A 13,030-nucleotide genomic window follows, 5' to 3' on the forward strand; every position below is an offset into this window, starting at 1 on the left:
CTATTTTAGATTATGTTAATATAAGAGCGTTTTCATGTTATATAACATAACAATAGGACTAAAATTTAAAATTTTTTCAAAATTCCATTGCATAAATAGTAAATATGTTCTATATTATTACATATCATGTTATAAAACTTAACATAAGGAGTGGATGGAAATGGATGCATCTGCAATTACTTTAGCTTTAGACTCTTTGTGGGTCATGTTGGCAGCAATATTGGTCATCGCCATGCAAGGAGGATTTGCTCTTTTAGAGGCTGGCTCAACCCGTATGAAGAACTCTGGTCACGTGGCTGGGAAGCAAATAATTAGCTTCGCGATTGCATCTCTTGGATTTTGGGCGATTGGATTCGCGATTACTTTTGGGAATGGGAATTCATTCATTGGCACTTCAGGATGGTTTTTAAGCGGGGGAGAGGACGCATTCTCATCTCTATCTTGGGCAGTTGTGCCTCTTGAACTCAAATTTTTATTCCAGCTGGCTTTTGTAGGTGTTTCATTAGCCATTGCTTGGGGTGGATTTGCTGAAAGAGGAAAATTGATTGTGTACTTTATTTTTGGAATTATATTTACAATGTTTATCTATCCTGTTATCGGACACTGGGTCTGGGGCGGCGGCTGGCTCGGCTCAATGGGAATGCAAGATTTTGCCGGATCAACAGTTGTACACTTACAGGGTGCTGTAGCTGCATTAGTAGCAACGATACTCTTAGGACCGCGGATAGGGAAATTTAATAAGGATGGCTCACCAAATATCATCCCAGGACATAACCAGGTGTATACTGTATTGGGCGGAATCATCCTATGGATTTGCTGGTTTGGCTTTAACGCAGGCAGCACGATGGCAGTCGGTGATGGTTTCTTTACTTATGTAGCATTAACGACAAACCTGGCCGCTGCTGCTGGTGCAATTGCCGCATTAGTTACTGCAAAACTATTAGTTGGAAAAGCTGATATTCCTGCTACTGTTAATGGGGTTTTAGCTGCATTAGTTGCGATTACCGCTTCCTGTGCATTTGTTGAACCTTGGGCTGCTGTTGTAATCGGGGCTGCAGCCGGTGCAGTGACATTCTGGACGTCTATCTACTTTGAAAAGAAAGGGCTTGACGATCCCGTTTACGCCTTTTCTGTCCACGGAATTGCGGGTGTAATTGGTACAATCTCAACAGGGTTGTTCGCTTCTCCGAGACTAGTTGAGATTACTGGTATTGGTCAGCCTGGACTATTTTACGGAGGCGGTTTTGCGCAATTATTTGTGCAAGTCATCGGCGTATTAGGAGCTGCTGCTTATGTAGCCGCTGTGTCTTTCGCTGTTCTATTTATCTTGAAAAAGACAATCGGTCTTCGTGTATCAGCAGAAGAAGAAATGAGCGGATTAGATATCAGCGAACATGGGTCTTACGGATATCCTGAGCACATTGGAATCATAAATAAAAAGAATCAGGCTAGTTAAAAGAAAAGGAGGAGCATCGACAAGCTCCTTCTTTTTTATGTACGATATTATTTTTCCTGATCTAATTTTTTTATTTATTCGATTTTTTTAATAACAGGAAGGGTTATTGTTACCTGTGTACCCATCCCCACCTTACTGGAATACTCTATTTTTCCTTTCATGGCTTCAATTATTCGAATTGAGACCATGGTTCCAAGCCCGGTTCCTTTATCTTTAGTCGTGTAAAACACGGTTCCAAGATGTTCTAGCTGTTCTTTGCTCATTCCCTTTCCAGTATCCTTAATTACGAGTCTAACTTGATTATCATTTCCGGTGGCGGTAACAGTAACAAATCCGCCGGCCGGGGTTGCTTCTATCGCATTTTTAATGATATTAATAAGCGCTTGTTTTAACTGATAACGGTCAGTTTTTAAAATGAACTTTTCTTCACTTGCAAATTGAAGTGTTACCCCATCTTTGTTAGCAAGCGGTTCAAGCAATTGTGTAACCTTTATAAGCACATCGTGTAACTCAACCTCTGAAATATTTTCAAGCTTAGGTTTGGCAAAATTTAAATAATCATTTAGTATTACTTCTGCTCTTCCTAATTCATTTAAAACTAAGATCAGATATTCCCGTTTTTTTCCGGTCTCTTCTTGTTCTAATAGCTGTAGGAATCCTTTTACTACAGTTAAAGGATTTCTGACCTCATGTGCGATCGATGCGGCCAGTTCACCCAATGTATTCAACTTTTCAGCTCTTTGTATTTTTTCCTGCATCATACTCCTTTCAATAAGAGCTTCTGTGAGAACTGCGGAAAAACCAATGGCAACAATTTGAATCGAGCCTAAAAAAAGAAAGTCTTGCATGAAATTAGAATATTCAGAATAGGAAATCCCTAAGTTTGAATGGTAGAGTATAATAATCATCAGATTAAAAATTGACGGCCAGACTCCAAGAAGAATCGCAATGCCTATTCTTATTTTAGGGGCAAACTTCATGAAATAACGATTTATATAAAGCGGAAGCAAAAATCCTAAGATCGTTCCGATATACCCATATAACAAAGCATCCCCGCCAACAATGGCCCGTTTTAGAAGGATCATGAGCAGAACAATTCCTCCAGAGACAGGTCCGCCATACAAAGTTGCAATAATTAATGGGACATAGCGAAGGTCAAATATTATTTCCCCATTAGATATGGGGAAACACATAACCAAAATAGCCGCTACCCCATTTATGATGCCAAGCAATAGAATCATTTTTTTTGATTTTTTATTATCAAAAAAAATACTAAAAAAGAGGTAAGGTGCTAAAATAATCAAAACATGCAACAATAATTTTTCAACCAATGGACCTTCCCCCTCCATGCATATATAAGTATACAGTACGACAAAAAGAATTTATTTCCTTCAATATAGGCAGATTTACCCAATATTTTTACAAAAAAGTTTATCATTTATCGCCGATTTCCGCGTTAATCTATGTTTAGTGATTTCCGTCAACTTTAGACCATTTCCCTATTCATCAAGAGCAAAAAGAGCATCCAAATAGGATGCTCAGCTGCAGAAAGTTAGAGCAATATTCATATAAATATGTCTAACCCTCCCAAAAAGAACATGATATAGCCCCATAAAGCCAGGTAGCCGATTCCAAGTAAGCTTAAAAAGTCTTTGCTCTGAAATACTTCCCAATTGGTCAGTTTATAAATAAAATTAACAAAAATAATAACAAGAAAAGCTCCTAAAAAAAGTGATCCCATTGCTAAGACAATTCCATTTACTGGCCCAGATTTCACCTGGCTAAAATCAAACATATCTCTCCCCCCTTTTAAACTTTTTCTTTTTTTATCGACAAATTCCCCCAAAAGTTCAGGGAATTTTAACCATTTTTCAAAAAAATCATACTATTTTCCTATCAGTTTCAGAAGTGTTTCATTCCCTTTTCCTATTTGCTATATTACATATACTGGAGGGAAACAATGAAGATTATCATTATGTCTGACACCCATTTGCCCAAACGGGCTAAACATTTACCTATGATTGTAATAGAAGCAATTCAGAATGCAGATCTGATTATCCATGCTGGGGATTGGACTACTATCGAATTGTATGAAGAATTGAAAGAACTGGCTCCTATTCAAGGGGTATATGGAAATGTAGATTCAGACGAATTAATAAAGGTTTTAGAAGACCATATCCTATTAGACATAAACGGACATAAAATTGGCGTCACCCATGGACATTTGGGTAAGGCTAAATCTACTCCCGTACGGGCATATGATACCTTTGCTAACGAAAAGACAGACCTCATTATATTTGGACATTCCCATATCCCATACATAAAAAAGCATAATGATGTTATCTTATTTAACCCTGGGTCTCCGACTGATAAAAGATTTCAGCCCCAATATTCGTTTGGTATTCTCGAAATCAAACACCAGCTGACTATTAAGCACCATTTTTTTGATCATAAAACTTCTTAGTATGAACTTCTTTTTCTAGCGTAAAAAAGCATTCAATTAATGAATGCTTTTTGTGCTATTTAGACCAAAAAGAAGTGAACTTATTCTTCATGCAGCTCATTAAGACTGACCGTTACTTCTTGACTTGGGTCATCGAGCGGGTAGACTCTAGCTGTTTCCCCCTTCTCATCCACGTGCTGAATATATACGAAGGTTCCATTGTAAGTAACTTTCTTCATGTCTCCAGATTCAGCAATTTGTTGGGCGCGCAGTTTATCCATGCAGATTCCTCCAATTTTTAAAGATGGATTCTTAGTATTCCCATTTTTTTAGAGAACATGGCTCTTTTTTGTCATTACTTTACAGGTAAAGGTGATATTAGTAAGATGGACGGAGATACCTATAAAAAGTTGTTAGACCCAGTATAAGGAGAGATTAGAATGGAAGCTGTCGTAAAAAAGGCGGATGAGGGATATTTAGCTATATTTGAAAGACAATTTCATCATTCTGTTGAACAAGTCTGGAATTGGCTGACTCAGCCGGAAAAGCTGTCTGAATGGCTGGCAGAGGCAGAAGTTGAACTTAAAGAAGGGGCTCCATTTACTTTAACCTTTACAAAAACAGAAGGTAATGTAATGGCAGGCACGGTTCAAAAAATTGAAGTTCCGTATGTGTTTGAATTCATTTGGGAAACAGATAGTCCTGAGGCTTCTCTCGTTCACTGGGAATTGCAGAACAAGGGCCAAGGATGTCAGCTGTACTTTACTCAGAACTTTTCCGATCCGACCCATTTGCCTACTATGCTTGCAGGGTGGCATGTTCACCTAGAAATGCTGTCTTCATCACTGGATGGTAAGGAACTAGATTTCCCATGGGATCGATGGGAAGAGCTGCATATCTACTATGCAGAAAAAATCGCAGCAGCTTTCATTTAATAGACAAAGGCATCCAAGTTAATTTCTGGGCTGATCGCCTTTTTTTATTTCGTTATAAATTAAGTAGCTCTTATCTATGGATCGTGACTGGTTTATCAACGAATTTTGCACGTTTATCAGTAATCAAAACTTTTTGAAATTTTTTCACACTACTCCCGCTTGTATGTAAGCGTTTCCTGACTGAGTCTTATTGAAAAAACCTATTGACTTTCAAGCTTCTCAGTTTTATTATTTCTTTTAGCTGAATTGACAAAATAATAGGTTACTTATCAAGAGTGACTGAGGGATCAGGCCCTATGACGTCCGGCAACCTCCATTTGGAACGGTGCCACTTCCTGCAGAATGTATCTCATTCTGAAAGATAAGTCGTGATTGCAATGAACGATGCCTCTTTCGAATGAAAGAGGCTTTTTTATTGCAAACGATCTGTGAAGGAGGAATGAACATGATCGAAGTGAAAAATTTAGTAAAAATCTATGAAACAAAAAAAGAAAAAGTAATAGGCGTCGATAATGTTTCTTTAACGATAAATCGTGGCGAAATTTTTGGAATTGTAGGATACAGCGGTGCGGGAAAAAGTTCACTGCTGCGATGTTTAAACCTTTTGGAAAAACCAAACTCTGGTGAGATCATCGTAGATGGTCTATCTCTTACCAAGTTAAACAATAAAGAATTGAGGACAGCCCGATTAAAAATTGGGATGATTTTTCAACATTTTCACCTAGTAAAATCTAAAACCGTTTTTGAAAATATTGCATTTGCTTTAAAAGCAGCTCATAAATCTAAGCACGAGATTGAAGAAAGAGTAAAAGTTTTACTTGAAATGGTTGGTCTATCTGACAAACGGGATGTCTACCCTTCCCAGCTGAGCGGCGGGCAAAAGCAGCGTGTCGGGATTGCCCGTGCCCTAGCCAATAACCCGTCTGTGCTGCTTTGTGATGAAGCGACTTCCGCACTCGACCCAAGTACAACCAAATCTATTCTGAATTTGTTAAAAAAAATAAATCACGAGCTAGGAATCACGATTGTCTTAATTACTCACGAAATGGAAGTTGTAAAAGAAATTTGTGACCGAATGGCGATTATGCAAAGCGGAAAAATCGTCGAAGAAGGGCCGGTTTATGAAATCTTTGCTAATCCGGTTCAGCCGCTAACGAAAGAATTTATCAACAGTGTTCTCCAGTTTGAGCTTCCAGATTATTTACTATCAAACCGGAAAGGAAAAATTATTAAAATCCAATTTAAAGGCTCTGTTGCCGAGGAATCGGTTGTCTCAGAAGTATTTCAGCGATTTAAAGTGAAAGGAAATATCCTTCATGGAAAAATTGAATATATTCAGGAGACGCCACTTGGCATTTTCATCATGGAAGTATTAGGTGAATCTAGCGAAGTTGAAAAGGCAATTGAGTACATTACACTGAGAACTGAACATTTGGAGGTGATTTACGATGACGTTGCTTGATAGAATCATAGAATTACTTCCTGAACTCAACATAGCTTTTTTTGAAACCATTTATATGGTCGGTATTGCAATGCTTGCCGGATTTATTTTCGGATTGCCGACAGGGATACTCTTGTTTGTCACCGATAAAGGATTATTTTTACAAAATGGACCGATTAAAAGTGTTCTTGGCTTTATCGTCAATATGATTCGCTCGATTCCTTTTATTATTCTGCTTATAGCTTTATTGCCATTAGCGAATCTGATTGCCGGAACAACCATAGGTCCAACCGCTGCTTCCGTATCGCTATCAGTTGCAGCTATACCTTTTTTCGCAAGGCTTGTGGAGCAATCACTCCGTGAAATCGATAAAGGAATTATTGAAGCTGCAGTAGCTGCGGGTGCATCTCCTTGGATGATTATAAAAGATGTTTTGATTTCAGAGGCCAAACCTGGAATTATTCAGGGCATTACACTAACGGTCATTAGTTTAATTGCCTACTCTGCAATGGCAGGAACAGTTGGCGGCGGCGGTGTCGGTGACCTTGCAATCAGATTTGGCTATTACCGCTACGATGATACTGTCATGATTACCACTGTTGTTGTTTTAATTTGCTTAGTTCAGCTTATTCAATTTTTGGGGGACCGTTTTTCAAAACTTGTTGATAAAAGATAAAGGAATTTGGAGCCTTACATCTTTTATATATATAAAAATTTTTATTATATGGGGGAAACAAACATGAAGAAAGTTGCATCACTATTGATTTTAGCTTTATCCTTACTGCTGGCTGCCTGTGGCAGTGAAAGTTCTGGCGGAAGTGCTTCTGAAGAGAAAAAAATTACTTTTGGGGCAACTGCTGGCCCATACAGTGATATGGTAACCAAAGCGATTCAGCCGATCTTAGAGGAAAAAGGCTATGAAGTAGAATTAATAGAATTCAGTGATTATATTCAGCCAAACAAAGCTCTTGCTAATGGAGATATTGATGCAAACCTGTTCCAGCATTTAATTTACATGGAAAGCTTTGCAAAGGAAAACGATATGGAACTTTCTGAATTAATTTCGGTTCCAACAGCACCAATGGGTATCTACTCAAACAAATTTGCTTCGATGGAAGACATTTCTGAAGGTGCTACAATTGCAATTCCTAATGACCCGACAAATGCTGCTCGTGCCTTTTTAATTCTAGAAGATGCCGGATTAATTACCATCTCTGCAGATGCAGATCCTTTAACTGTATCAGAAAAAGATATTGACGAAAATGTAAAAAACCTAAAGTTTGAGCCAATTGAAGCGGGTCAGCTGCCGCGTGCTGTTGAAAGTGTAGACCTTTCTGCTGTTCCAGGTAACTTTGCATTAGCAGCCAGTATGAATTTACTTGATGCGCTAGTATTAGAGAATATGCCGGATCAATACCGCAACCGCGTCGTAGTTAATACAAAAGATTTAGAAGCACAATTTGCAAAAGATATTAAAGAAGCAGTTGAATCGGCTGAATTTGAAGCTGTTATTGATGAAGAATTCCAAGGCTTCGGTAAGCCTGAATGGATGTTAAACCGTTAATTTGAAATGACGCCGGTGAGAACTGGCGTTATTTTCTTATCCATACATAATGACAAAGGAGTGGATTAAAATGAATCTAGAAGTACGAGGAGCACCTTCTTATTACTCTTGTGAAGTTGGAATTCTGCATAAATTAGACGCTTTGCTTCTGTCTAATCACATTACCAAATGTATCGTCCTTCATGGCGAGAAATCTTGGAATGCGATTTCCCCCTTCTTTCCAATCGATAGAAGCAGTCAATCCTTTACCTTTGTCTCCTACAATGGTGAGTGTACCTTAGGAGAGGTTAACAGAATTAGTCAAATTGCGAAAAACGAGGATGCTCAAGCTATTATTGGGATTGGCGGAGGAAAAATCCTTGATATTACTAAGGCAGCCGCGAATCAGACAAACATAGATGCAGTATTAATTCCAACTCTAGCCTCTACCTGTGCAGCTTGGACTCCTTTAAGTGTGTTTTATGATGAGACAGGGAGCTTTACGCACTATTCGATTTTTCCCAGAAGCAGTTTATATGTTTTTATTGAGCCAAGAGCATTCTTATCCTCCCCAGCTCGATATTTAATTGCTGGAATTGCAGATACGTTAGCTAAATGGTATGAAGCAGATGTAATGATTAGAGAGCTTAAAGACCCTCCTCTAGCTGTAACGATCGCTCACCACGCTGCCCTGCTTTGCCGAGATGTTCTGATTGAACAAAGTACAAATGCCATTAATGATCTTGAAGCAGGAGAAATCTCCCCTTCCCTTCTGAAAGTTATTGAAACTAATATAGTTGCTGGAGGAATGGTCGGAGGCTATGGTGACCAATTTGGCCGAATTTCTGGTGCACACGCTGTTCACAATGGACTAACTGTTTTAGAGGAAACCCATCATTTATTGCACGGGGAAAAAGTGGCGTACGGAATTTTAATTCAGCTGGTTCTCGAAGAAAACTGGGACGAAATTAAAAGACTGTTCCCTTTTTACAAATCCCTGCAGCTTCCCTATTTGTTAGAGCATTTAGGATTAAAACTTGATGATCAGGAAAAGTTTCTTCGTATTTCTGAAGCAATCGTAAAGCCTTCTGAGTCGATTCATTTTATGAAGGGCAGCTTTACATCCGAAAAGCTTTATCAGGCCTTTATCGATTTAGAAATTTACATACAAAAAGAAACAACTCATGTCTTATCATAATTCAGATACAAATCGTCTGCTATTGCGGGCGATTTTGTTTTTTCATACCAATCATATCTCCAGAGCATATACATGTTTTTCTCCGAATAGGGGACATTACACCTATAGCAAAAGGAGAATGTTAGATGGACACCAAACTCTTTCAAGCGATTATTTCAAAGTCGGGCAATATCCCGATCTTAGACGAGATTATGATCTTTTTCTCGAAAAAAGCACGGTATGTATATCTATTCATACTGCTGTTTTTATTTTTCAAAGGCGGAAATCATCGTGAAACTGTTCGTAATGCGGCCATCTCTATGGCAGCTGGCCTTTTTTTAAACAGAATTATAAAAATCTTTTACTATAGACCGCGTCCCTTTATTAAACAGAAAGTCGGAATATTAATACCTTCAAAGCTTGACTCTTCTTTTCCAAGTAAACATACCGTGTTAGCCTTTGCAATCTCAAATTCCCTGCTGCTTCGCGAACGAGTGCTGGGAATCATTTTGACTCTTTTCTCCCTGTTAACTGGGTTCTCGAGAATTTGGGTGGGACATCATTATCCTGCTGACATTATCAGAAGTGCGATCATTGGAAGTGGGACAAGTCTTTTGGTTGAAGCATTTTTTCTTATTTCTAAAAATAGAAATTATTGTTTAAGCAGAGATAACTAATAGATAGCTTTTGGACATAATCTGAATTTTATAATACAAAAAATACGTAAACACGATTTACCAATTATGAATTGAAGCAAACAAACTAAAACTAAAGCAGAGACGCAATTCTTAAGGGGGAAGTCAACATGTTAACACCACAGCAGATTCAATCTTTACAACAATCTCTCGTTGAAATGAAACAGGAAATAGAAGATAGGCTAGAAAAGAACGACCATTTTAATTTAGAACGGGGACATGATCACGAATCGATGGGGGAATTGTCCAGTTATGATAATCATCCTGCAGATGAGGGAACTGAATTATTTGAACGGGAAAAGGATATTGCATTAAAACAACACCAAGAATATGAATTAGAAAATATTGAAAATGCGCTGCGGGCAATCAATGACGGCAGCTATGGAAAATGTAAAACTTGCGGTAAGGAAATCTCATTTGAACGTCTCGAAGCGATCCCAACAACCTTTTATTGCAAAGAACACAGCCTTGATCAAAATGTTTCTCATCAGCGGCCGATTGAAGAAGACGTATTAATGCCGCCATTCGGAAAATGGGATCTTGACGAAAAGGATGAGTCCGTGGCATTTGATGCAGAGGATTCATGGCAGGAAGTAGCAACATTTGGTACATCTGAAAGTCCATCTGATTTTTTTGTCCCTCCTACCAGCTATAATGATAACTATGTGGAATATGATGAAAATGTAGGCTATGTTGAGGATTTTGAAAATTTCATTGGAAATGATATAGAAGGAAAAAATATAACGGTTTATCCGACATCCCAGCATGAAGATTTTGAACAAGCATTAGATGAAGAAGGCATTATGACAACATTTGGAGATTTACCAGCTTATGAACATGATCCATATGTGGAAGATCGGAAAAAGAGGAAACGTTAACTCATATCTAAACTTTTAAACAAGGCCGGGATTCATCCCGCCTTTGTTTATATTTCTAGTGAAAAATAAAAGAACGCTGCTTTGTATAGAATCAAAGCACCGCTCTTTGGAAATAATTCTTATCCTATACTATACTCTTTTTTAAAAAAATATACAATATTCTGTTTATATTTTGTAAAATTTTATTTCAAGCATCAACAGCACATTAATTGTAAAAAGGAGTGAATTGATACAGTTCAAGGTCAATCTTATTATTCTTACTAAACTCAACTCCTTCACTCTCTAGTGACATTATCTGAACTAAAAAGAATTCCTCTTCTTTTATACCTATTTCCCCTTTGCTATTAACGACTCTGTGCCATGGAAGATTATGTTTTTCACTCATGGAGTGCAGAATCCTAACGACCTGTCTTGCACTTCTCGGACTGCCTGCTAAACGGGCAATTTGTCCATATGTCATAACTTTACCAGGCGGGATATTCTGAATGATCCTAATCACTTGTTTCGTAAATGGCTGCAATGATTTCAACCCCTTCCTATAAAAAAATAGAAACCCTCAGAACCTGAGGGTCTTTCGTCCTAATTATAACGGGAGCAGATGTACTGTTTCTTTGGTTTCAAGTTCCTCTATCATTTGTACCCATTCTGTCGGTTTTTCAGGAAGAACTGAATAATAACGTTTTAAAAAGTTCACTACAAGATTTGCTTCTATTTCAGAAATTGCTTCATTCGTCGGCATAAAACATAAATCTAATCCGGCTACGGCTTCACCATCATTATTCCAGGAAGGGTGGACATAAGAAAAGTCTAATCGCTTATAGCCTAAGTGAGCCAATACTTCTCTGCGTACATATGGATTCATTGGCATAATTCCGCCAAAATCATGTTCTTTAACCCGATATGGATCATAAATCTCGGCAAACATCCCAAATAATTGCTTGCCATTTGCAGCTGCCAGTTCAGCTAAATCACGTGCACGCTGTTTCACTAAAAATGGACCAATCCCAAGTCCTGGCTTCCCAATAATAGTAAAGTCAGTCATCGCGATATTCCAGTCAGGATAATACCGGTATTCAGTGGCTCCTACCACTTCATCTTCGTGAACGGCAACAAATACACGAATTCCAGGATCTTCGAGAGGTTCCTTCCATAAGTCAAATTCTAATACTTCTTCTGGAGGAAAAACTTCCTTCATTAAATTATGCATCTTTTCAAATAGCGGATCTTGAATAGAGGTAATACGTTTGTACTCCATTGGTCTGCTCCTTTTATTAAACGTAGTGTTATTTATTTACTAGATTAGCAGTTGGGTGAGACTGTAACTTTTTCCTCAGCTTCCCAATCCGGATATAAATCAGTTCTGCGGTCTCTCCATGTGGTAACAGAACCTTTTTCACGCACTTCATAAAGCAGGTTTAAATCAAGGTCTGCCGTAATAATCATATCATTATTAATTTCTCCTTCAGCTAAGATTCCGCGAGGAGGAAAAGGAATATCATTTGGGGTAATAATAGCAGCCTGACCAAAATTGGCTCTCATAAAATCAACGGTTGGAAGGGAACCCACTGTTCCAGTAAGCACAACATATACTTGATTTTCGACAGCTCGTGCATGGCTGGTGTATCGAACACGGTAAAAACCATGTCTGTCATCTGTACAGGATGGAACAAAAATGACATCTGCCCCTTTGGCTTTAGCCATACGGACAATTTCAGGAAATTCAATATCATAACAAGTTAGAATAGCAATTTTTCCCTTATCTGTTTCAAAAATTTTAAAGTCTTCCCCAGGTGCCATGTTCCACTCATGTACCTCAGTTGGCGTGATATGAAGCTTGGCCTGTTCGCCAATTCGCCCATCTGGATAAAATAAATGGGCTACATTATAAAGACGTTCCCCTCTTCTAATGACATGGGTTCCTCCCACAATATGCATGCCTGTTTGCATCGCAAAAGAAGAAAACAACTCTAAATATCGTGCCGTAAACTCAGGTAAATCATTTATTGATAAGGCGTTCCCATTTTCATCGCCAATGGACATTAATTGAGTTGTAAAAAATTCAGGAAATAGAACAAAGTCTGCCCCAAATTCTGCAGCTGTCTTCACATAGTGTTCTGACTGCTTTGCAAACTCTTCAAAAGAACGGATTGTTTTTAATTCATATTGAACTGCAGAAACTCGAAATTTCATATAAGATCCCCCTTTTCTTCTATCTTTTATTCCCAAATGGGGTTTTAAAAGTACACACTAACAAGATTATTGAACGGTTAGTGAAATTTTTCAAGTAAAACTTTTTAAATGATATAAAGAAATAGATTGCAGCACACAAATAAGGGGCAGATTGAAACAAATCATGCACTGTAAATAAAGCAAAAAATGTTAATCGCAGTTAGATTAATCCTATTTTCTTATACTCACCTAAACCCATTCTATGTAATTTTTTAGCTATTGATATCAAGAAA

At 38.1% G+C, this 13,030-nt stretch carries 15 protein-coding genes and 1 riboswitch; of the genes, 9 read left to right on the plus strand and 6 right to left on the minus strand.

Annotation, left to right across the window (positions count from 1 at the left end):
- Positions 1–160: 160 nt before the first annotated feature.
- A complete protein-coding gene (locus CRO56_RS16505; RefSeq protein WP_097159732.1) occupies positions 161–1,456 on the plus strand; it encodes an ammonium transporter in 1,296 nt (431 codons plus the stop codon).
- A 74-nt stretch (positions 1,457–1,530) separates the two neighbouring features.
- On the opposite strand, the gene CRO56_RS16510 is transcribed toward CRO56_RS16505, so the two are convergent.
- Entirely contained in the window at positions 1,531–2,787 is a 1,257-nt protein-coding gene (locus CRO56_RS16510; RefSeq protein WP_245855937.1) for an ATP-binding protein, read from the minus strand.
- A 233-nt stretch (positions 2,788–3,020) separates the two neighbouring features.
- Positions 3,021–3,251, minus strand: a complete 231-nt coding sequence (locus tag CRO56_RS16515; RefSeq protein WP_097159734.1) for a hypothetical protein — start codon at positions 3,249–3,251, stop codon at positions 3,021–3,023.
- Between the two features lie 165 nt (positions 3,252–3,416).
- On the opposite strand from CRO56_RS16515, the gene CRO56_RS16520 reads away from it, so the two are divergent.
- Positions 3,417–3,920 carry a metallophosphoesterase family protein gene (locus CRO56_RS16520; RefSeq protein WP_097159735.1) on the plus strand — a complete coding sequence of 168 codons (504 nt, stop codon included), beginning with the start codon at positions 3,417–3,419 and terminating at the stop codon, positions 3,918–3,920.
- Between the two features lie 80 nt (positions 3,921–4,000).
- Here CRO56_RS16520 and CRO56_RS16525 read toward each other — a convergent pair whose 3' ends face one another.
- Positions 4,001–4,180 carry an H-type small acid-soluble spore protein gene (locus CRO56_RS16525; RefSeq protein WP_097159736.1) on the minus strand — a complete coding sequence of 60 codons (180 nt, stop codon included), beginning with the start codon at positions 4,178–4,180 and terminating at the stop codon, positions 4,001–4,003.
- A 159-nt stretch (positions 4,181–4,339) separates the two neighbouring features.
- Between CRO56_RS16525 and CRO56_RS16530 the strand changes: the two genes are divergently transcribed.
- From CRO56_RS16530 to CRO56_RS16560, 7 genes are all read left to right on the plus strand, one after another.
- Complete coding sequence (locus tag CRO56_RS16530) at positions 4,340–4,834, plus strand: SRPBCC family protein (protein ID WP_097159737.1); 495 nt, start codon at positions 4,340–4,342, stop codon at positions 4,832–4,834.
- Positions 4,835–5,097: 263 nt separating this feature from the next.
- A riboswitch (SAM riboswitch) is annotated at positions 5,098–5,202 on the plus strand.
- A gap of 77 nt (positions 5,203–5,279) precedes the next feature.
- Complete coding sequence (locus tag CRO56_RS16535; protein WP_097159738.1) at positions 5,280–6,296, plus strand: methionine ABC transporter ATP-binding protein; 1,017 nt, start codon at positions 5,280–5,282, stop codon at positions 6,294–6,296.
- Positions 6,283–6,951: a methionine ABC transporter permease gene (locus CRO56_RS16540; protein WP_097159739.1), complete on the plus strand. Its 669-nt coding sequence runs from the start codon at positions 6,283–6,285 to the stop codon at positions 6,949–6,951. Before CRO56_RS16535 ends, CRO56_RS16540 begins: the two co-directional genes overlap by 14 nt.
- 63 nt (positions 6,952–7,014) lie before the next feature.
- Positions 7,015–7,839 (plus strand): MetQ/NlpA family ABC transporter substrate-binding protein, encoded by an 825-nt coding sequence (locus CRO56_RS16545; RefSeq protein WP_097159740.1) that lies wholly within the window; start codon positions 7,015–7,017, stop codon positions 7,837–7,839.
- 70 nt (positions 7,840–7,909) lie between these two features.
- Positions 7,910–9,016 (plus strand): iron-containing alcohol dehydrogenase family protein, encoded by a 1,107-nt coding sequence (locus tag CRO56_RS16550; protein ID WP_097159741.1) that lies wholly within the window; start codon positions 7,910–7,912, stop codon positions 9,014–9,016.
- A gap of 125 nt (positions 9,017–9,141) precedes the next feature.
- On the plus strand, positions 9,142–9,672 hold the full coding sequence (locus CRO56_RS16555; RefSeq protein ID WP_097159742.1) for an undecaprenyl-diphosphatase: 531 nt from the start codon (positions 9,142–9,144) through the stop codon (positions 9,670–9,672).
- 128 nt (positions 9,673–9,800) lie between these two features.
- Entirely contained in the window at positions 9,801–10,568 is a 768-nt protein-coding gene (locus CRO56_RS16560; protein WP_097159743.1) for a TraR/DksA C4-type zinc finger protein, read from the plus strand.
- A gap of 205 nt (positions 10,569–10,773) precedes the next feature.
- Here CRO56_RS16560 and CRO56_RS16565 read toward each other — a convergent pair whose 3' ends face one another.
- From CRO56_RS16565 to CRO56_RS16575, 3 genes are all read right to left on the minus strand, one after another.
- A complete protein-coding gene (locus CRO56_RS16565) occupies positions 10,774–11,088 on the minus strand; it encodes an MGMT family protein (RefSeq protein ID WP_097159744.1) in 315 nt (104 codons plus the stop codon).
- 63 nt (positions 11,089–11,151) lie between these two features.
- A complete protein-coding gene (locus CRO56_RS16570) occupies positions 11,152–11,823 on the minus strand; it encodes a GNAT family acetyltransferase (RefSeq protein WP_097159745.1) in 672 nt (223 codons plus the stop codon).
- Between the two features lie 44 nt (positions 11,824–11,867).
- Positions 11,868–12,758 (minus strand): carbon-nitrogen hydrolase family protein, encoded by an 891-nt coding sequence (locus CRO56_RS16575; RefSeq protein ID WP_097159746.1) that lies wholly within the window; start codon positions 12,756–12,758, stop codon positions 11,868–11,870.
- Positions 12,759–13,030: the final 272 nt, after the last annotated feature.

The sequence above is a fragment of the Bacillus oleivorans genome (genome assembly GCF_900207585.1).
GTDB classification, from domain to species: domain Bacteria; phylum Bacillota; class Bacilli; order Bacillales; family JC228; genus Bacillus_BF; species Bacillus_BF oleivorans.